At 40.4% G+C, this 20,730-nt stretch carries 21 protein-coding genes and 1 riboswitch; of the genes, 6 read left to right on the top strand and 15 right to left on the bottom strand.

The window, feature by feature from the left end; translation table 11 throughout:
- Window positions 1–5 precede the first annotated feature (5 nt).
- Entirely contained in the window at window positions 6–1,673 is a 1,668-nt protein-coding gene (locus tag LG377_RS02265; protein ID WP_225743105.1) for a formate--tetrahydrofolate ligase, read from the bottom strand.
- 260 nt (window positions 1,674–1,933) lie between these two features.
- Here LG377_RS02265 and LG377_RS02260 point away from each other — a divergent pair, with 260 nt between their 5' ends.
- Together LG377_RS02260 and LG377_RS02255 are read left to right on the top strand one after the other, a co-directional pair.
- Window positions 1,934–2,155 (top strand): DUF378 domain-containing protein, encoded by a 222-nt coding sequence (locus LG377_RS02260; RefSeq protein ID WP_225743104.1) that lies wholly within the window; start codon window positions 1,934–1,936, stop codon window positions 2,153–2,155.
- Between the two features lie 140 nt (window positions 2,156–2,295).
- A complete protein-coding gene (locus LG377_RS02255; RefSeq protein ID WP_225743103.1) occupies window positions 2,296–3,255 on the top strand; it encodes an IS30 family transposase in 960 nt (319 codons plus the stop codon).
- Between the two features lie 87 nt (window positions 3,256–3,342).
- Here LG377_RS02255 and LG377_RS02250 read toward each other — a convergent pair whose 3' ends face one another.
- Together LG377_RS02250 and mgsA are read right to left on the bottom strand one after the other, a co-directional pair.
- Window positions 3,343–3,555: a hypothetical protein gene (locus tag LG377_RS02250; protein WP_225743102.1), complete on the bottom strand. Its 213-nt coding sequence runs from the start codon at window positions 3,553–3,555 to the stop codon at window positions 3,343–3,345.
- 42 nt (window positions 3,556–3,597) lie between these two features.
- Window positions 3,598–4,020 carry a methylglyoxal synthase gene (mgsA, locus tag LG377_RS02245; protein ID WP_225743101.1) on the bottom strand — a complete coding sequence of 141 codons (423 nt, stop codon included), beginning with the start codon at window positions 4,018–4,020 and terminating at the stop codon, window positions 3,598–3,600.
- Window positions 4,021–4,201: 181 nt separating this feature from the next.
- On the opposite strand from mgsA, the gene LG377_RS02240 reads away from it, so the two are divergent.
- Window positions 4,202–4,717: a type 1 glutamine amidotransferase domain-containing protein gene (locus LG377_RS02240; RefSeq protein WP_225743100.1), complete on the top strand. Its 516-nt coding sequence runs from the start codon at window positions 4,202–4,204 to the stop codon at window positions 4,715–4,717.
- A 395-nt stretch (window positions 4,718–5,112) separates the two neighbouring features.
- Here LG377_RS02240 and thiD read toward each other — a convergent pair whose 3' ends face one another.
- From thiD to trpX, 7 genes are all read right to left on the bottom strand, one after another.
- A complete protein-coding gene (gene thiD / locus LG377_RS02235; protein WP_225743099.1) occupies window positions 5,113–5,919 on the bottom strand; it encodes a bifunctional hydroxymethylpyrimidine kinase/phosphomethylpyrimidine kinase in 807 nt (268 codons plus the stop codon).
- Between the two features lie 220 nt (window positions 5,920–6,139).
- Window positions 6,140–6,291, bottom strand: a riboswitch (TPP riboswitch).
- 260 nt (window positions 6,292–6,551) lie between these two features.
- Window positions 6,552–7,466: a nuclease-related domain-containing protein gene (locus LG377_RS02230; RefSeq protein WP_225743098.1), complete on the bottom strand. Its 915-nt coding sequence runs from the start codon at window positions 7,464–7,466 to the stop codon at window positions 6,552–6,554.
- A gap of 418 nt (window positions 7,467–7,884) precedes the next feature.
- Complete coding sequence (locus tag LG377_RS02225) at window positions 7,885–9,126, bottom strand: amidohydrolase family protein (RefSeq protein ID WP_225743097.1); 1,242 nt, start codon at window positions 9,124–9,126, stop codon at window positions 7,885–7,887.
- 91 nt (window positions 9,127–9,217) lie between these two features.
- Window positions 9,218–10,390: a tryptophan synthase subunit beta gene (gene trpB, locus LG377_RS02220; RefSeq protein ID WP_225743096.1), complete on the bottom strand. Its 1,173-nt coding sequence runs from the start codon at window positions 10,388–10,390 to the stop codon at window positions 9,218–9,220.
- Window positions 10,391–10,413: 23 nt separating this feature from the next.
- On the bottom strand, window positions 10,414–11,196 hold the full coding sequence (locus LG377_RS02215; RefSeq protein ID WP_225743095.1) for an ABC transporter ATP-binding protein: 783 nt from the start codon (window positions 11,194–11,196) through the stop codon (window positions 10,414–10,416).
- The gene (locus tag LG377_RS02210; protein WP_225743094.1) at window positions 11,193–12,074 is read right to left on the bottom strand and encodes an ABC transporter permease; all 882 of its coding nucleotides are present in this window, start codon (window positions 12,072–12,074) and stop codon (window positions 11,193–11,195) included. Before LG377_RS02210 ends, LG377_RS02215 begins: the two co-directional genes overlap by 4 nt.
- 1 nt (window position 12,075) lies before the next feature.
- Window positions 12,076–13,119, bottom strand: a complete 1,044-nt coding sequence (gene trpX, locus LG377_RS02205; protein ID WP_225743093.1) for a tryptophan ABC transporter substrate-binding protein — start codon at window positions 13,117–13,119, stop codon at window positions 12,076–12,078.
- A 606-nt stretch (window positions 13,120–13,725) separates the two neighbouring features.
- Here trpX and LG377_RS02200 point away from each other — a divergent pair.
- Entirely contained in the window at window positions 13,726–14,877 is a 1,152-nt protein-coding gene (locus LG377_RS02200) for an FAD-binding oxidoreductase (protein WP_225743092.1), read from the top strand.
- A gap of 15 nt (window positions 14,878–14,892) precedes the next feature.
- Complete coding sequence (locus LG377_RS02195) at window positions 14,893–15,087, top strand: C4-dicarboxylate ABC transporter (protein ID WP_225743091.1); 195 nt, start codon at window positions 14,893–14,895, stop codon at window positions 15,085–15,087.
- Window positions 15,088–15,147: 60 nt separating this feature from the next.
- Here the strand turns inward: LG377_RS02195 and LG377_RS02190 are convergent, their stop codons facing one another.
- Window positions 15,148–15,858, bottom strand: a complete 711-nt coding sequence (locus tag LG377_RS02190; protein WP_225743090.1) for a phosphatase PAP2 family protein — start codon at window positions 15,856–15,858, stop codon at window positions 15,148–15,150.
- A 257-nt stretch (window positions 15,859–16,115) separates the two neighbouring features.
- On the opposite strand from LG377_RS02190, the gene guaC reads away from it, so the two are divergent.
- On the top strand, window positions 16,116–17,150 hold the full coding sequence (gene guaC, locus LG377_RS02185; protein WP_225743089.1) for a GMP reductase: 1,035 nt from the start codon (window positions 16,116–16,118) through the stop codon (window positions 17,148–17,150).
- A gap of 81 nt (window positions 17,151–17,231) precedes the next feature.
- Here the strand turns inward: guaC and ltrA are convergent, their stop codons facing one another.
- The 4 genes from ltrA to LG377_RS02165 form a co-directional block, all read right to left on the bottom strand.
- A complete protein-coding gene (gene ltrA, locus LG377_RS02180; protein WP_225743088.1) occupies window positions 17,232–18,527 on the bottom strand; it encodes a group II intron reverse transcriptase/maturase in 1,296 nt (431 codons plus the stop codon).
- Window positions 18,528–19,079: 552 nt separating this feature from the next.
- Window positions 19,080–19,259 (bottom strand): hypothetical protein, encoded by a 180-nt coding sequence (locus LG377_RS02175; protein WP_225743087.1) that lies wholly within the window; start codon window positions 19,257–19,259, stop codon window positions 19,080–19,082.
- A gap of 12 nt (window positions 19,260–19,271) precedes the next feature.
- On the bottom strand, window positions 19,272–19,814 hold the full coding sequence (locus LG377_RS02170; protein ID WP_225743086.1) for a guanylate kinase: 543 nt from the start codon (window positions 19,812–19,814) through the stop codon (window positions 19,272–19,274).
- Between the two features lie 46 nt (window positions 19,815–19,860).
- The gene (locus tag LG377_RS02165; protein WP_225743085.1) at window positions 19,861–20,523 is read right to left on the bottom strand and encodes an undecaprenyl diphosphate synthase family protein; all 663 of its coding nucleotides are present in this window, start codon (window positions 20,521–20,523) and stop codon (window positions 19,861–19,863) included.
- Window positions 20,524–20,730: the final 207 nt, after the last annotated feature.

Genomic DNA, 20,730 nt, shown 5'->3' with positions numbered 1-20,730 from the left:
TTCTTCTAGAATAATCCGGTTATCTTTCCTTCAGATGTAATATCCACTTGTTCAGCAGCTGGTTTTTTAGGGAGTCCTGGCATACGCATGATATTACCCGTCAAGACAACGATAAAGCCAGCTCCTGCAGAGATGGATAACGCTCTAATATTCACACTAAACTCTTCTGGTCTACCCAATTTTTCTGCTTGATCAGACAAAGAATATTGCGTTTTAGCCATACAAATAGGTAGGTTCCCGTAACCGAGCGCGGTGAGCTTTTCTGCAGTCTTTTTAGCCATTGTAGTCCATTCGGTTCCTGAACCACCATAGACTTTTTGAACGATTTTCTCAATTTTTTCTTCAATAGAATCTTCTAACTCGTAAGCGAATGTTAATTTGGATGGCTGATCACAGACCTCAACCACTTGTTTCGCAAGCTCCGTTCCTCCGTTTCCACCTTCAGCCCATACGTCAGACTGAACAACTTGAACGCCGTGTGCTAAACAAGCTTCTTTTAGCACTTCTAGTTCAGCTGTTGTGTCTTGAGGAAAGGTATTGATAGCGACAACGGCATTCAATCCGAATACACCTTGGATATTTTCAACATGTTTCAGTAAATTTGGTAAGCCATTTTTTAACGCTTCTATATTCTCTCCGTCTAGCTGACTTTTTTGAACGCCACCATGCATTTTAAGTGCTCTAATGGTTGCAACAATAACGACTGCATCTGGCTCAAGTCCACCCATACGACATTTAATATCCAAAAATTTTTCTGCACCTAAGTCCGCTCCAAATCCAGCTTCTGTGACGACATAGTCTGCGTGTGCTAAAGCCATTTTTGTTGCCAGTAAGCTATTGCACCCGTGTGCGATATTCGCAAAAGGTCCACCGTGAACAAACACGGGTGTCTGCTCTAGCGTTTGCACAAGATTCGGTTTCAATGCATCTTTCAGTAACGCAGCAGCCGCTCCTTCTACACCCAGTTGACCGACTGTAACAGGGCGGTTGTCATAAGTATATCCAACTAAGCAGTTCTTTAACTTTGCTTTCAGTTCGTCAATAGAAGAAGATAAGCAGAGTACTGCCATAATCTCCGAAGCAACGGTAATATCAAATCCATCTTCTCTTGGCATACCATTAGAGCGTGCGCCAATACCACTGATGATTGACCGAAGTTGTCTGTCATTCATATCGATCGCTCTTCTCCAGGTTACACGCCTTGGGTCTATTTCCAGTTCATTCCCTTGGTAAATGTGATTGTCGACCATAGCTGCAACCAGGTTGTTGGCTGCTCCAATCGCATGAATATCTCCAGTGAAGTGAAGATTCAAATCTTCCATCGGAATCACTAGGGCGTATCCGCCACCAGCGGCACCTCCTTTTAATCCAAATACTGGACCTAAGGAAGGTTCACGCAGTGCAATAGCTGCTTTTTTGCCAATCTTTTGTAAGGCATCTCCAAGTCCGACAGAAGTGGTCGTTTTTCCTTCTCCTGCTGGCGTTGGGTTAATTGCCGTAACTAGAATGAGCTTGCCTTTTTGTCTAGATTCAATACTTTCTCCAGACAAAGTAATTTTAGCTTTGTAAGGTCCATACTGTTCAAGATCTTTTTGTTCAATTCCTAATTTTTCGGCGATAAATTCAATAGGTTTCATTTTTGAGGCTTGTGCAATTTCAATGTCAGTATTCAAAAGTTATCCTCCGTTTTTACGAACGAATAAAACCCGCAATCATCATTTTATTCGCTTTAATATTTTTTAATCGCTGTTTCCTTATGTAATTCGATTATAACACAACAATAGACGAACTTTAATCACAAATCCAAGAGGTCTCTCTATTTACTTTTTTTATATTTACACGGTATAATCGCAAAGTAACTTCAATTTATTTATCGACATTATTCAGTATATTTCGTAGAATATAGTTAGTTCGTATAAAAGGAGGCTATACCTTGAAAATATTAGATAGAATTGCATTAGGCATCCTGATACTCGGAGGCATTCATTTACTACTGATCGGATTAATTGGTTTCAATGCTATAGATCTTGTCTTCGGTAGCCCAGAAGAATGGGGAACGCGTATTGTCTATATCGTCATTGGCTTGAGTGCATTATGGTGTTTCAAATACTTTTCATTCACACCAAGAGGCGGCAGCAGACTCAGAGATCGATAGCATCCTTTCCCTACTGAATCTGGCGTCATTAACGATTATTATAAACGCCGATTGTAAAATTAAGCTAGACAACTAAAAAAGTCATTCGTGGTACACTCAAAATGTATTTCCGACCAAAGAAAACATAGGAGTGATCACGAATGACCTACACCCATCTTACCACGGAAGAACTTGTAATGATAGAAGCCTATTTCCACCAGAATATATCTGTCTTGAAGATCTCGACCTACCTCCATCGGTCGCGTCAAACGATTCACAAAGTCATTACTTTCCTAAGGAAAGGATGTACTGCGCTTGATTATTTCAAACAGTACAAAGAAAATAAACAACGGTGCGGGAGACGCTCTATTTGTTTACCGCAAGATCAAAAATCTTACATTCAAAAGATGGTTGCTCAAGGATGGACACCCGATGTCATTATAGGGCGTGCAGAGAAGCCCATCGCTTGCTCTGTACGTACCTTGTATCGACAGTTCAAACAGGGACTTTTTGATCAAGCAACGCTTCCGATGAAAGGAAAGCGCAAACCAAATGGTCATAAGGAAAGACGCGGTAAGCAAGCATTCAAAAGAAACATTTCCGAACGGCTAGATGATTATCCTCATTTTACAAAAGAATTTGGTCACCTAGAAGGTGACACAATCGTTGGGGTTCATCATAAAAGTGCTGTGATCACATTAGTCGAACGATTATCAAAAGTCATTATTACTTTGAAGCCCGACGGGCGCAAGGCACGTGATATCGAAGCTGCGGTAAATAATTGGTTCAAGACTATTCCAAGAAATCTCTTCAAATCTATCACGTTTGATTGTGGAAAAGAATTTTCTAACTGGAAATCCATTAGTAATCAACAGGATATAGCGATTTACTTTGCGGATCCAGGGACACCCTCCCAACGAGCTTTAAATGAACATTCTAACGGTCTACTCCGAAAAGATGGTCTCCCTAAAGAAATGGACTTCAATCAAGTAGATCAATCATTTGTTTCAAATATCGCTTCAAATAGGAACCATATTCCAAGAAAATCTTTGAACTACCATACACCATTAGAAGTATTTTTGAGACACATTGATGGACAAGAACTGTCTAACTTAATTTGACAAATGGAAAAATTAAAAAGTCGAGTTATTATAGTTGAATATAATAACTCGCTTTTTTATGTTCTCTCTATTATTTAATTGAGTCATTTATCTGTAAAAAACGATTCCCGCGAGTACCAGTAGCACTCCAACAATCAAAGATACAACACTTCCGATTACATAGATACTGTTGTACCATAACCAGTATTTCTCTTGTTTCTTATTGGCTGTCTGCTGGTTTCTCTTAAGTTGCTTTGGATATTTCAGAGAAATGCCTCCGTACACGATTAATGCAAGACCTATTATAATTAGTAAACCCATTTTATACCCTTTCTTTCATGCGGTCTTCTCAGACTATTCCTACTAGATCGGCAAGTCTTCTCTGCCTTTACCTCTGAAAAAATCTCTCCACTGATAAAAGTCAGCATCCAACCCTCTTAGTAAAATTTCTGCTGAACCTACGTTAGTTGCTAGTGGAATTTCGTAAACGTCACTTAACCTCAGTAATGCAGAAATATCCGGTTCGTGTGCTTGCGCGGTTAGTGGGTCTCTTATGAAGATCACAAGATCCATTTTATTGTCTGATATGTATGCACCAATTTGTTGGTCCCCACCTAACGGACCTGATTTAAACCGATGAACATCTAACCCTGTTTCTTCTATAATTCGTGTACCAGTTGTTCCTGTCGCAAATAAAGTATGTTTTTCTAATATCGCCTTGTAGGCAGTAGCCAGTTTAATGATGTCTTCTTTCTTTTTATCGTGAGCAATTAGCGCAATATTCATTTCTGTTCACTCCATCCTGTTGGTTTCAGAATCGTCATACTTTTTATCTTCATTCATCATAACATATCTTATCTGCTAGATAATACTATGAGAAACAGCATTTAGTATAAGCATTAGATTTGCACCCTTTCTACATGCGCGATACACTAGGTATAGATAAACTAATAGGAGGAATTTAGACATGGGTAAAAAAGTAGCAACAGTTATAACGAAGTTATTTGAAGATGTAGAATTCACTTCACCAAAAGAAGAATTGGAAAAAGCAGGCCACGAAATCGTAACAATTGGCTTTGAAGCAGGCGAAACTGTTGAAGGTAAAAAAGGGAAAGCTTCTGTCACGATTGACAAAAGTATTGACGATGTTTCACCAGAAGATTTCGACGCTTTACTCATACCTGGTGGATTTTCACCCGACCAATTACGTAAAGACGAGCGATTCTTGAATTTCACACGTGCATTTTCTGAAAATAAAAAACCAATTTTCTCAATTTGCCATGGTCCACAACTATTAATCAATGCTGAAGTTGTAAAAGGAAAAGATATTACTTCAGTCTCTCAAGTAGCAATCGATCTTAAAAATGCTGGCGCAAACTTCCATGACGAAGAAGTCGTTATTGACGATTCCGGTTTAATTTCAAGCCGTACGCCTGAAGATTTACCTGCTTTTAACAAAGCTATGGTGAATGCATTACAATAATTACGGTTAGCTGAGGAAATTATTATTTTTTACAGCTAAAACCTTAACTGATTTTAAGGATAAGTAAAAAAAATATTGTTAAACTATCTATAGTGTCAAATTATAAAACACTTTTCTTTTCTCCCCCTAATATTGAACGTTTTGAAGTGGCCCCCCACTTTATCTTGTTCTTTTGAAAAGAAACTTATTCTATATGAAGCTGAACTTTCTTTCTCCCCTGATTGAATTGTATACACTGCTGAATATAGAAACATAAGAGACTAGATATGTCTCAATTTTAATTGAGGTTGGAATGCTTTCCTCCCTTAAAAAAATCCCATTAGGATTCAGCGAACTTTCGCTTTTTCCTAATGGGATTTTTTTGTCTACTTTTATATTGGCTTCTGGAAGCTTTGTTAGCTGCGTTTTCGGTAAGCCCAGTGATTTGTCGGTCCATGACCGTGACCAACCTGTTCCAGTGGATCAGATATTGCAGCCTGGATGTAAGCTTTAGCTGTCTTGATAGCTTCTATAACTGGATAGCCTTTTGCGATTTCAGCCGCAATACAAGCTGAATACGTACACCCTGTACCATGGGTGTTTTTCGTATCGATTCTAGGTGTAGATAGCCAGACTTCTTCTCCATTTTCAAGCAAAATCAAGTCAGAGGCCTGCGGATCATCTAAAGCATGACCACCTTTAATGATGACAACTTTACTCCCAGCTTCTTTTAACTGATAGGCGGCTTTGAGCATGTCTTTTTTATTTATAATCTCAATCCCTGTCAACGCTTTGGCTTCTGGGATATTGGGTGTGATGACATCTGCAAGAGGAACCAGTCGATTTTTCATGACTTCGATCGCAGTGGATGCCATCAAAGGATGGCCACCTTTTGCAACCATTACCGGATCAATAATCAGTGGGGCTACTTTATTGTCTAAAAGTTTGTTTGCAATGAGCTTCATATACTCCCCATTAACAAGCATACCTGTTTTAATCGCTGACAAGTTGAAGTCACTGAAAATCGCATCCAATTGTGCTTCGACCATTTTAAGCGGCACAGGGTGTACTCCGTGAACCCCAAGCGTATTCTGAGCCGTGACCGCCGTTAATACGGATACCCCAAATACGTTTCTTTCCTGAAAGGTTTTCAAGTCTGCTTGAATCCCTGCTCCACCACCACTGTCACTGCCTGCAATCGTCAATACTTGTTTGGTCGTCATTTTCTCACCTCTCCTTGGGCACCGAAGACTTTTTCAATTGTTATGACCGATAAAAAGGTGTTTTTTTTCATTATTTGTTGCGCTATTGTTTGAAAATTGTTCTGTTTTATCATTTTATTCATCCTACTCTCTAGACATTTTAAGGCACAAAAAAACTCTTCCAAAATTGATAGAAGAGAGTCGGTTCACACTAAATAGGAATACAGATAACTTAATCTGCTATTCATCATGATCACTTCCCTCCGCTAGCATTACCTAGTTCAGGTTAAGGGTCAGGTCTTACCTTTCTCAGCTTTCGCAATCAGTTTGGTTGGAGGTTTTTTGGAAATCCTCGATCTTTACTGAAAGCTCTATGCTCCCCTAGTTCTTTTAATTTAACGGTTTCATTATATCAGTTCTATGCCGGAAATACCATATGCATGAGCGTCGATTATTTGTCGCAATCCTTTCTATTTTTTACGCTTTTTTTCATCGGTTCATCATACCTTCTTCAAATTTATTTTCTATACTATGTTCATACCCACAACAACCAACTTATTTTTCAGGGCGGTTACTCCTCCAAGTAATTGTCCGTCTCCTTTTTAACCACTTGCAACTGCGGGTGGTTTTTTTTGTTGTAGAATCGTACCTTATTAAAAATAATACTGACCATTTGTTTTTCTACCCGCAGTAAAATGGGTCTTGAGTATATTTCGAATCCTTTCCCTTTTCACTTCTCGCCCACACCATTCGTAAATGATTTTGGTTGTTAGTTTATTTTTTGGAAACAAAAAGCGATATTCTTCTATACTACAAAGGATCAATTGTGTTATCGTTTTTTTTTCATGACAATTTTTGCAGTAACTAGTTCTTTGACTAATTTTGAGATTAGATGCCCCGCACGTCTCACATCGAACACCTTTTTCAAGTTGCTTCCACTCATACTCTGGTAGTTGTTTTTGATAAGGTACTGCTTCTTGATGTGCTTCTACCAATCTTTTCGCTAAACGATGATCTTCTTGCAATAGAAATTCGCTTTGATTGTTCATCTTTTTGAGGTTCTTTTTGACTTGCGTAGGTAAGATATATGGGTTGTTTACCTCTGCGTGATATAGAGTAAACTCTGGATGAATAAATACAACTTTAGCTTCTATTGCTTTTTCTACTTTCCATTTCTGAAATAGTGCTGAAAGACTATTCTTCATTTTATTCACTTGAACTTTAGGATCGCTTAGCTCTATCCCATTTATTGTAGTAAAGCCATCTGGTTGATTTATGTAATCTCCTTGATAATTTTTAATTTCATATACGTAAATCATCTCTCTCGTAATTGCCATCGCGTCGATTTGAAATGAATTGCCTCTATTATGTAGTAGCAAATCATTCAAAACAATCACTTCCTTATTGATATATTGAGTAATTTTTTGATCGAATATCGTCTCCCCTTCATATCCTTTGCTCAAATTACTTAACATTTCTTTATCAGAAGGTGCGAGCGACGTTCGTCGATCAAGAAAAGTGAGTGCTTTTAGCAATTTAGGCTGTGTTCTTGGTTTTGCTATAATCATGATATTTACCACCTCAATAATAAAACTGATCTTTTCGGAAAAATATCATTTTTCATTTAAATTTTTGGTGATGATGCCTGAAAAACGATCGAATTTTTTCTTATTCTATGGACTCAACGTCTTTTTCCTTTCGAGATTAATGAATAGAGAGCTTATTCTTGCAGCTCGATTTGTTATTTTTCTGAGTCTCAGTAATATAGTGCTTATTGCTTTAACTCAAGTTTATCTTTTCTACCAGACGCAACAATATCCCGCTTATTCCTAAGACTCAGTTCTTTCTTTGCCTCCAGTTAAAAAAATATATGCTATATTGTTGTAACTGTTTCTATAATCCTTTTGAGTTCATGTAATACAGCAACTTGTCTAAAAATCATCACTTCAAAATGAAAAAACAGCCGCGAGCGGCTGTTTTCCTTTTTTAGGCTATTTGGTTTTTGACGATTTTGCCGTCTTTGATGACGAGTTGGATTATTTCTGCGTTAGATAGGCTGGCAATATCGTCTAGGGGATTCCCTTTGATGACGACTAGATCTGCCAGTTTACCTTTTTCAAGGGTGCCGAGTTCGTTTTCCCAGCCGAGGCATTCTGCGGCTGTCTTAGTGGTCGCAACGATGGCTTCCATCGGTGTCATACCACCTTCTGTCATCAGAACAAGTTCTCGCAGATTGGTTCCGTGAGGCATGACACCTGCGTCGGTTCCCATTGCGATTTTAACGCCTGCTTTATAGGCCTTAGTGAAACTCTTTTTGTGTGCTTCTATGGCATCTCGAGCTTTTTGAACTGCAGAATCCGGCATTCCAGTTTCTTTAGCCAATTCCAAAACCGCTACTGGAGCGAGTAAGGTTGGGACCAAGTAAGTCCCGTGTTCTTTCATCATTTCAATCGCTTCGTCGTCTAGGAAAATTCCGTGCTCAATTGAATGAATCCCAGCTTTGACAGCCTGCTTGATGCCTTCAGCACCTTGAGCGTGTGCCATGACTTTAACCCCTTTTCTAAAAGCGGCTTCTTCCACGATGACTTGAAGTTCTTCTAATGAAAACTGGGTAAATTCTGGATGATCCGTCGCACTAAGCACGCCACCGGTCGCGTGGACCTTGATCACTTCTGCTCCGGCGCGCAACATTTCTCGGGTCTTCTTGCGTACTTCTTCTACGCCGTCTGCTTTTCCGTCTGGCATTCCAGGGTAATTAGCCTGGAGAAGTTCCACGGTTTGCCCTGAGGTTGTGTAGCCATCGCCGTGTCCGCCAGTAATTGTCAACGCATTGATACTGAGCTGCATTCGAGGGCCTTCTAGAATACCTTCTTCTACGGCTTTTTTAACACCGAGGTCTGTTCCTAAAGCGTCGCGAACAGACGTAATTCCTGCATTGAGTGTATTACGCATATAATTGATCGCCTGATAAAACATGTAGGAGAAAGGAGTTTCCAGTCTATTTTGCACGGAAGAATATTCCATCATCAAATGGACATGGGTATCGATAAATCCTGGAGCGATCGTTGCACCATCGACATCAATTGTTTCGTCAACAGTCCCATCAAAATCAGCAGCGTCCCCCACAAACACGATACGGTTCCCGTCAATGACGACCGCGCCTTGTTCCATCGGTTCGCCACCATTACCATCGATCAATAATCCATTCTTAATCATCGTTTTCGTCATGTCATTCTCCCCTTAGCTATTGAATATAGTCTATTCTAACCTAAGGATTTACCGATTACTACATTGTGATGAAAAAAAGATGAAAGTTTTATCATTTAGAATCTTGCATTGCCTTCAATAAATCCTGAACTTGTTCTACATCTTTGTCTCCGCGACCTGAAATCGTCAGGATAATAGAATCTTCCTTATCAAATTCTGGCGCCAGTTTCTTCGCTAGCGCCACTGCATGCGCACTCTCCAAAGCCGGTACAATGCCTTCTTTTGAAGCTAGCAATTGGAAAGCTTCTAGTACTTCTTCTTTAGACACAGTATAGTATTCTGCGCGTCCGCTTTCTTTTAAATAGCTATGTTCCGGCCCAATTCCTGGATAATCTAACCCAGCCGCAATCGAGTACGTTAGTGCTGGGTGGCCATTCTCGTCTTGTAGCACCAGCGTTTTAAAGCCGTGAATTTCCGCTGGCGTTCCATGTGCCATCGTAGCTGCTTCTTCCGGTTCCGCTCCAATCAAACGCACGTCTTCTTCATCGATATAATGAGCGAAAGAGCCAATTGCATTACTGCCGCCACCAACGACCGCGATAACCGCTGCCGGAAGCTTGCCATCTTGCTGGATAATTTGACGCTTCGACTCCTCACTAATCACAGACTGAAAATGTCTGACGATCGATGGGAATGGATGCGGTCCAACAGCCGAGCCCAATAGGTAAAATGTATTCTCATAATTTTCTACAAGATCCGCTAAAGCGACATCTACTGCGTCTTTTAGTCTTCCCTGCCCCTTTTCGACTGGTATGACTTTTGCACCCAACAGTTCCATGCGAAAGACATTTAACGCTTGCCTTTCAGTATCCAGTTTGCCCATGTAGATGGTGCAGTCCATGCCAAACATTGCGCAAGCTGTAGCGGTCGCAACGCCATGTTGGCCGGCGCCGGTTTCTGCGATGATTCGGTGCGCACCCATGCGTTTTGCGAGTAAGATCTGGCCGATCACATTATTGATTTTGTGCGCCCCAGTGTGGTTCAAGTCTTCTCGTTTCAAGTAAATTTTTGGTCCGTCAAAGGCTTCTGTCAGTCTTGAAGCAAAAGTGAGTGGATTCTCTCTTCCGACGTACTCTTTTAAAATCTCTTTGAATTCTCTATTAAAGTCTGCATCGTCTTTGTAGTGCTCAAATTCTTCTGCTAAGTGATTAAGCACTTCACTGAGTGCTGGCGGTACAAAACTTCCACCGTAGTTTCCAAAATATCCTGCTTGATTTGTCGCCATTTGATCCACTCTCCTTTTTATGTTTAAAGTACTGCCGTCAGATTTTCTTCTTCAAATAATCTCAGTAAGTCTTTTAAAGTCATTTTTTCTTTTTCTTTCTCGTTTAAGTCCAATGTGATTTTTCCATCTTTCATAACGATCAGACGATTGCCGTACGCTAACGCATCTTCCATTTGGTGCGTAATCATCATACACGTCAATTGCTTTTCTTTAATGATCTGGTCTGTTAGTTCCATCAGTTTTTTAGAGGTTTTCGGGTCAAGCGCTGCGGTATGCTCATCCAGCAGTAACAAATCTGGTCGCGTCATTGTTGCCATCAGTAAACTCAACGATTGCCGCTGTCCACCCGATAAATTACCAGCAGGTGCGTCGATTTGTTTTTCTAGTCCATTTCCAATGGATGCACACATCTCTACGAAAGACGCTTTATTCTTTTTCAAGCTTCTAGATTTCAGTGTTTTTCTTTCACCACGTAGTTTAGCCAACAATAAATTCTCTGCTACGGTCATTCGCGGTGCCGTCCCCATTTTAGGATCCTGGAACACTCTTGAAATCAATCCTGCTCGTTTTTCTTCTTTCCACTTTGTCAGGTTTTTACCTTTTAATTCGACAGTTCCACCAGTTGTTTCTGTTGAACCGGTAATACTATTGAACAAAGTTGACTTACCGGCGCCATTTCCGCCTAGTACAGTGACAAATTCGCCTTCGTTCAAGGTGAAATCCACACCGTCCAATATTCGGTTATCTTCATCTGCCTGGTTCGTAATGACTTTTGTCAAACCTTTTAGTTTCAATAATGTACTCATGCTTTTTCCCCTTTCCCGATTAATGTACCTAGTCCAAGTGTCCGTCTGATTTGTGGAATCATTAAACAAATTGCTAGGATCGCTGAGCTGAAGATACGGATGTAGGTTGTATCAAAACCAAGCTGGATAACGCCTAGTAATAATAATTGGTACAAGACTGATCCGATTACGATGGTACACAACCGCTCACCTAGTTTCAGATCCTTGAACATCACTTCTCCGATGATTAGTGAAGCCAGACCGATAACGATGACGCCAGCTCCTCCATTAACGTCTGCATATCCGTTGTTTTGCGCGACAAGCGCACCGGCTAAAGCAATGACCCCATTTGAGATGACGAGGCCAAGAATTTTCATATTGTCTGTACGAATGCCAAGGGAACGTGCCATATCTTCGTTATCTCCGGTTGCGATAAAGGCTTGTCCGAGATTAGTATAGAAGAATGCCAGAATCACGCTAATTAGTACAACCAGTACGATGATTCCGATAAAGACGACGTCATAATAATTCGGTAAACCTTGAAAATAATCAAATAGTCGGCTTTGGTTCAGCAAATTTAGGTTTGGTCGCTTCATAATGAAGAGGTTAACCGAATGTAACCCTGACATCACGAGGATCCCTGCTAGAATCACAGGAACTTTTCCTTTTGTATAAAGGAGTCCCGTTGCTAGTCCGGCACACATGCCTGCTAAAATCGCTAAGATGATCGATAAAATAGGTGGAACACCAGATACGATTGCAGTCACGGCAACTGCAGCGCCTAATGGGAATGAGCCTTCTGTTGTCAAATCTGGAAATTTCAAAATACGGTACGTTAAATATAGGCCTATTCCGAGTACTGCCCATAAAAATCCTGATGCGATAGCTGATATAATCATCTTATTGACCTCCCTCTTCTGGTTCGATAATTCTACTGTTTTCTAAAACATCTTCTGGAATCGTTACGCCGATCTTCTCTGCTTTTTCTACGTTGATCAGCTGCTCTCCGCCTTCTACGATGTAAACCGGGAACGTTGCTGTATCTTGACCACCTAACACTTCTGCGGCCATTCTTCCTGAATCAACACCTAGTTGAACTTGACTAATCCCAATCGTTGCCAGTCCACCTTGTGCGATCATCAAATCAACCGTCGGAATGAGTGGCATATTATAACGATCCGCTTCGCTAACAACTGTGTTGAATGCACTAGCGATCGTATTATCTGTCGGCAAGTAAATCACGTCAACTTCTCTGGACATCGTTGCGATCATTTGCTGAATCTCATTTGTGTTTGAAACAGTATACGTTTCTAAGTCTAGTCCAGCATCTTCAATTGCGACTTGCGCGCGCTCTGCTTCTGCTCGGGCATTATCCTCACCAGAACTGTAAAGCATACCAACCGTTTGCACGTCTGGTAAAATGTCTGTCATTAATTTGATCTGCTCTTCAACAGGTGCCTGGTTCTTTACGCCTGTAACGTTTCCACCTGGTTCCTCCTCAGAAGTCACTAGGCCTGAACCGATCGGGTCTGAGACAGCAGCCATTATGACAGGAATTTCACTTGTTGCATTTGTCAGCGCCTGACTAGCGGGTGTTCCGATACCAATCACAATATCTGCGCCATCACTCACAATGGAACTTGCCATGGTATTCATCAAGTTCTGATCCCCTTGTGCATTCTGGAAGTTGATTGTTAGGTTTTCGCCTTCAACGTAGCCATTATCCGCTAACCCTTGAATCGTTCCTTCACGAATTTCATCTAGCGACGGGTGACTTGTCGTTTGTAGTAAGCCGACCGTGAATTGCTCTTCAGGTGTTTCTGTTGCTGTTTCACTATTATTTGAAGCTGTTCGGTTAGTGCTTTGTCCACTCGGGAAAAAGAATCCTATAATTAATACTGCAAATATTAGTGCAAACGTTACGAGCATGCCTCTTCTTTTCATTTTTACGTTTCCTCTCTCGTTCATCATTTTTAGGTTCGTTTACTGTTCAGCCCGTTCTTTTCCATTCCCAGTCAGATATCATCTGCATCAGCTCCTTATATACTTATGTATGCTTTTAATTAGACAGTGCTTTCACAGATAAGCCACAAAAAAAGGCAATCTCCACACTTTGGTTCAGTAGTGGAAATTGCCTTTTAAAAAAACAAAACCACATAGATATCGTGATATCTATGTGGTTACTTATCTAGAATTTCTCGAGAAATAAGTCGCATAGATACAAAATTTAGAATGAGTTCTAAACGTTGTATCTATGAGACTACTCATATCTACAACGATCTACGCCAGCTTTGCCAGTTCATATTCAATTGTACTGTCTGCTTAGAATCGAAGTTCATGAGTGTCTCTCCTTTGTCATCTCTAATGTGATTTTTATCTTACAGTGTTCCTCAGAAGTTGTCAACAAAAATCTTCTCCTTCTCTGAGAAGCTTGTTCGTGCAGTCTATAAACCATTTGCAAACCTATTCATTTTTTAGTTTCCCTGTTCCTTTGATCTTTAAAAATGGTAAACTGACTAGGTAAAGAAAGAAAAGGAGTTCGTTAAGAACATGACAAAAAAAATCGCTATTGTAGGGGCCGGAGTTGTCGGCGCTTCAGCAGCCTACTATCTAAGCAAAGAAAAAGATGTTGAACTGACGATTTTCGACGAAGGGATCGGTCAAGGAACTTCTGCCGCAGCTGGGATTATCAGTCCCTGGTTATCTAAAAGACGAAACCAGAAGTGGTACCGTATGGTCAAAGCAGGAGCTGCCTTTTATCCAAAATTTTTGAGTGGCGTCATGGACGGCGAACCTATTCCTAAGACCGTTTACAGCAAAGTCGGGACGTTATTGTTTAAATCCAAGTATCTCTACTTGGAAGAACTGCTTGAGATTGGATATAAAAGACGTGAAGAAGCGCCAGAAATCGGTGATCTTCAGATTTTATCCCCCGAAGAAATCAAGCAGAAAGTGCCGATTTATACTGGAGAACTTTCAGCCTTATGGGCATCAGGCGGTGCTAAAGTAGATGGTAAAGAATTGGTATCTTTATTGATTGAGAAAGCCACTCAAAATGGCGCTACCTTTATCCAAGAACGCGTGGAAAACCTAAAACCTGAATCTAGTGAAGTAACGATTTCTACTGCGCAGTCTGCTTATGCTTTCGATAGCGTTGTGCTCGCTGTAGCGGCTTGGCTACCAGCACTACTGGAACCGCTGGGCTATGAGCTAGATTTGCGTCCACAAAAAGGACAACTCGCTATCCTCCAGCTTCAGGATACGCCAACAGCTTCCTGGCCTGTGATTATGCCCGAAGGCGAATCCGATATCATTCCCTTTGAAGATGGTCGGATTGTAATTGGCGCTACACATGAAAATGATAAGGGGTTCGATTTAAAAATCGATTCGTCTCTGCTGGCTTCGATGGTCAAAGATTCTGCGGTACAATTTTCAACTTATTTTGACCAAGCAACTATTGTGGATTACCGTTCAGGGACACGCGCTTATACATCTGACTTTTCTCCTTATTATGGCCCTGTTCCTTCCCTGCCAAATGTATATGCAGCAAGTGGATTGGGTTCAACGGGACTCACCGCTGGTCCCTTAGTTGGTAAAGAACTTGCCCTTTTGGCGATGAATCAAGAAACACAATTGCCCTTATCCGATTACCCAATCGAGCAATACATTATAAAAACAAATCATTTAACAAAACAAGACTAACAAAGAGGTGCTACTATGTCAGCTTCTATTGGAAATATCATTGGTTGGACAGCGACCGTATTATCTTTTATCGGTTTCTTTATCTGGAATATCCCTTTAGGAATCATCGCGATGCTTTTAGGTCTAGCTGGACTGATGAGTGATCAAAAAGGAGTCAACTGGACCGCTATTGGCTTAGGCGCCATTGCAGTAATTATTGGAATTATTTGATAAAAAAGATGATCCCAGAAAAGGGATCATCTTTTTTGCAACTTATTTTTTAGTTTCAGCTTAACGTTTGTAATGATGTCCTTCGATTTTTTCGATCTCTGGTCTCTTTGTAAGAGACAATCCGTAAAGTCCAATACTAAACGTTAACCACATCATCCCAACAGAATATCCACCGACGATATCAGACGGAAAATGCACGCCAAGGTAAATCCGGCTGACGCCAATGGCTAGAATCAACAGGCTTAAGCCAATGGTCCCTACTATACGGAACCAAAGTCGTTCGGACAGTCTTAAAATCAAGAAAATCATTGCGCCATATATAATAATGGAACCCATCGCGTGGCCACTTGGAAAAGAATACCCACCTTGTGTAATCAAATGCTCCACACTACTAGGTCGATCTCTTCTAATGGCATATTTCAATACTTGATTAAGTACGCCTGCGCCTAAAGCAACCGTTAGCAAGTACCAAAGTGAGAGCCATCTATTTTTCAGTTTTAATAAAATGAACAAGCTCGTGACAATCGTAATTAGTATCGTCGGTGGAACATTTCCAAGTAGCGTGATCATTCTAAAAATACTCGTCAAGACGGGGTCTCGTTCGTCAATAATCTCTCTCGCTACATAATCATCGAACATCCCCAGAATGCCCAATTCAAAATAGCCTGCTATGGCTAGAAGTAAGAACGGAATGATCATAATCATTCCTAAATAAAACATCGTTTTTGGTTTCCATAAGTGTCGCTTAACTCTTTTCAATGAATCTGACATAACCGTTTCCCTCCACGGACTCCTAAATGAATCCTTTGATTGTATTTGTAATCATAGCACACGTTTTTAATTTAATCGTGTCTAACTTTTTGCAGTTACCCTACCGATTTCTCTTTTTCTGAAAATCCCCTTTGACTTATGGTGTTTCATTAGGTAAAGTAGTCAAGGGAATCTGAAATACTCCCCTCTAATCTCCGCCTGATTTAATGAGGCGATAGATTAGAAAGTATACCTACTATAGAGGAGTTTATTGTTGTATGAAAGTATTTGATTACGAAGATATTCAATTGATCCCTGCCAAAGCGATTGTATCCAGTCGTTCTGCCTGTGATACTTCAGTGGAACTCGGCGGACGCCGCTTTATGCTTCCTGTTGTTCCAGCGAACATGCAAACAGTAGTTGATGAAGAATTATCGATCTGGCTTGCAAAAAATGGTTATTTTTATGTGATGCATCGCTTCGATGAAGCTGCTCGTGCTGGATTTATTCAAAACATGCATGAACAAGACCTTTACGCTTCTATAAGCTTAGGCGTTAAAGATGAAGAATATGATTTTGTTAAAGAACTAGCTGAACGCAATCTAGTTCCTGAATATGCAACGATTGATGTTGCTCATGGCCATTCTCAAATGGTTATCGACATGATTACACACGTTAAAAAACATTTACCTGAAACTTTCCTGATTGCCGGTAATGTTGGTACTCCAGAAGCGGTTCGTGAACTTGAAAACGCTGGAGCTGACGCAACTAAAGTTGGTATCGGACCTGGTAAAGTTTGTACAACAAAACTAAAAACCGGTTTTGGTACAGGTGGATGGCAATTAGCAGCTGTTTCTCACTGTTCAAAGGCTGCACGTAAGCCAATCATTGCAGATGGAGGCGTCCGTACTCACGGAGATATCGCTAAATCTATGCGATTTGGTGCAACAATGGTTATGATCGGTTCGATGTTTGCTGGACATGATCAATCGCCAGGTAAAATGGTAGAAGTCAACGGCCGTCCTTACAAAGAATATTTTGGTAGTGCTTCATCGCATCAAAAAGGCGAACGCAAAAACGTCGAAGGTAAAAAAATGCTGACACCTTATAAAGGCGATATTGCAGATACACTACTTGAAATGAAACAAGACCTACAATCTTCTATCTCATACGCAGGTGGAGATGATATTGACTCTCTACGTAAAGTAGATTACGTGATCGTTAAAAATTCTATTATGAATGGTGAAAACTACAACGCTAGTGGAATCGATGTTCCAGATAGTTTTGCAACTTCATCAAACTTCCAACCTTAAGAACAATCGAGTAGGAGGTAAATCATTAATTGATTTACCGTCCTCTCACACCACCGTGCGTACGGTTCCGTACACGGCGGTTCAATACCTTGCGTAAGCTGACTCTACCAAGGAGCTTAAAGAGACTAAGCCCCAATGGTGGAGTCTTTTCGTTGTAAGTGCCTGATGAACTTCAGGCGTCATGGATAGCCTCCAGTACTTCTTGCGGGAAAATCCGATTCTTCTAGCACTATCCATATCCAATCCATAGCTGAATAACTTCGTTATTTTCGTTTTGCTTTTCTTCCATCTTTTGAGTATCAGCTGTCTGATTCTATGTTGTAACCATTGTTCTATCCGTTTTATGAACATTTTGATAAATCCAAGACCAAAATAGCCAATCCACCCTCGAGTCACTTGATTGATTTCCTTTATAATAACTTCAAAGGTTCCGGAACGTTTACGACTCGTTAGTCGTTTGAGTGTTCGTTTAAATTTCTGTTTGGCTGATTTTGTAGGGATAAAACGACAGGTTCCATTCACTTTCCTTATCAGACAGCTCAAGAACTTTAAACGAGTAGGAGACCCGACTTTACTCTTATCTTTGTTAACGATTAGTTTCAAATCTTTCTCGATGAATTGTGTCACACTTTGTATCACACGTTCACCTGCTCGTTTAGATTTCACATAGATGACGAAGTCATCCGCGTAACGAACAAATCGATGACCACGACGGTCTAGTTCTTTGTCCAGTTCATGTAAGTAAACATTGCTGAGAAGGGGCGAGAGTACGCCACCTTGCGGTGCGCCTGTTTTACTTTCTACGAATTCGCCAGACAGGTCTATGACACCACTCATCAAAAACTTACGGACAACCTTTAAAATCGCTTTATCTTGAATAAAGGTTTCAAGATGGTACATCAGTTTATCATGACTTAATGTATCGAAACATTGTTTCAAGTCACAATCGACCACGAATTTATATCCTTCTTCGTAATAATCTACACATTGCTTCAATGCTGTATGGGTTCCTTTATTCGGGCGGAATCCATGACTTTGCGGAAGAAAGTGCGGGTCAATCAGTGGTTCAATCACTTGTTTGATAGCTTGTTGTACAACACGGTCACGAACGCAAGGAATACCGAGTTTACGTTTATCTCCGTTTGGCTTAGGAATTTCAACTCGTTTAACGGGTTGAGGTTTATAAGTTTCATTAAGGAGTTTCTGCCTCAATGGCAGATAAATTTCTTCAATATGTTCCTCGACTTCCCATACTGTCATACCGTCTATCCCAGCTGCTCCTTTATTACGTCTAACTTTCGTGGCAGCTGTCGATAGATTCTTTCTACTTACAACGAGCTCCATCAAAGATGGAGACTTACGATACAGTTCTTTCATTTGACCTAGAAGGGTACTCTACACATCTACATACTCTTTCGGTTCCACCTTATCCCTCTGTAGATTGCCAACCATTCGGTTGTTTTCTGCAGTAAACGTCCCTTCTAACCTCCAATCTATACTTTGTATTTGATATTGTTTGGTCCTTCAGTACATTTCCCCTACTATGACCTCGGCTGACTTCTGCCTATTCGTTGTTACTACGACCGAACGGTCGCTAGACAGACCTCCCCGGGTAAGAACGACAACCTTCCGCTCATGTCACTGCTTCATTTACTGTACAGGATTCGTGCAGTATTGGACTTTGCTTAGTTTCGCAAGCTCGTCCGTCCTGATTCAGCCTTGATATGAAGTTTCTGTTCGTCAGTGCGAGCATTTGCGTCCGACTTCCTTCAGATTCCGCCTCACGGCGGACACCCTTGTCTTTCGCTAACAGTTCCTACTGCCAAGCCTGTAGTGGACTTTCACCACCAAGTTGTCGCCCATGCCGGGCGCACTAAACGAAGCACCTGTGAGCTAGCGCTCACGGGTGCTTTTTCGTTTCAATCATACTCAGTCTTTTCTTTTGATTTCTATATAAATAAATAAAGCATAATAAAGAATCACAGCAAACAAAACGATAAAGAAAGTCCAAAAAGGTATATTGAAGAACAAGTACAAAATTAAAAAGAGAATAAAAGAAAATAGAGGGTACCATACAAGCGTTTTAGAATCAATTTCGTGTTGAGACAAGATTATCCTCTCCTAATTCTTTTGATTCAAATGAGAAAGAATTTGATCAACAGTTTCTTGTATAGAAATGTTTTCAATTATGAGATCTGTCTCTTCAGGAGGTGCCAATTCATCATTCGCTTCACTGTGACAAAGCCTCTCATAAATTTTTTCTTCGCTATCTCCCCGTTTACGCATACGTTCAGCCATCATTTCTTTTGAAATATAAATAAACACGACAACTGTTTCTTGTGGAAAGCTTCTTTTCATTGCTTTCGCTCCATGACGATCAAGAGAAACATGAACAACATCATATTCTTTTAAAGCATCGCTAACTTCTTGCTTTGTCAGGCCGTAGACTTTGTTATTATAGATAGTTTGCTCAACAAAGTCCGCCGGATCCAGCTCTTCAACTTTTCTGAAATGATAATCGATGCCTTCTTGTTCTCCAAGGCGCGGTTCTCTAGTGGTTGTCGTAACCAGTTTCGGAATTCCGTTACGCGATAAAGATTCTCCTACGGTTGTTTTCCCACTACCACTTGGTCCTACCAATACAATAATGCACTTATCTCCCATGAATATTCACCTCAGTATACCTCCGTATATTGATAAGGTCTTATTCTTATCCACCTAACGTAACATCAGTTTTCTGATACCAATCAAGTGCATCATATAAATGCTGATTCTTATAATCTGGCCAGTATTCATCGATTACAAAAATATCAGAATAGACAGATTGGATAGGTAAAAACCCACTCAGTCTTCGGCGACCGCCCCATCTTAAGACCATATCCATACGAGAAACATCTTTAGAAGCAATATTGTCAATCAAATCACCTGTTTTTTCTGTTTCCTCATGATTTAGAGCATAATTCAGATCCCAGTTCCATCCATAATTCACTAAAAAGTTTACTTTCATTTTACCTTCACCAAATTGTGTACGGTTCATAGCATACGGAAGTAATTCCTTTGGAAAAACCTTCGAGTCTGTATTACCCAGTACCAGTAAATCGGCATCACGTTTTTTCAGTTCATTTACAGAATCCACGCATGCTTTCTGGAAAGCTTTCGTTTGAAGAGAAGGTCTTTTTACGTTATCCATTGTGAAACCATAAAAAGTCATTTCCTCCACACCTAATTCCAGACACGCTTCATACAATTCTAACCCTGGTCCAATTCCATGCGGATAGCCATCTGTTTTCTGCAAACCTTGTCCGACCGCCCAACGACGATTTCCATCTGGAATAACGCCAATGTGTTTTGGCATACGTTTAAATGTTTTCATACTTTTTATAGGTCTCCTTATATTCTACTGCAAATTTTTAAAAATCATTTAATACATTCTCATATCTTATAATACCGTTTTTGACCCCTACACATCAACTCACATGTACATATTTGTTGAGACAGGTCCAAAGTAAGAAAAAATCATACGCCCCCTTTTACAAACCTGTAACAAAGTGATAGAATAGTAAGTAAGAAAGCGTTATCT

The organism is Marinilactibacillus sp. Marseille-P9653, from assembly GCF_916618885.1.
In the GTDB taxonomy this organism is placed as follows: domain Bacteria; phylum Bacillota; class Bacilli; order Lactobacillales; family Carnobacteriaceae_A; genus Marinilactibacillus.
Note: the sequence above shows the minus strand (reverse complement) of the source record. Positions and strands in the feature narration are given on the sequence as shown.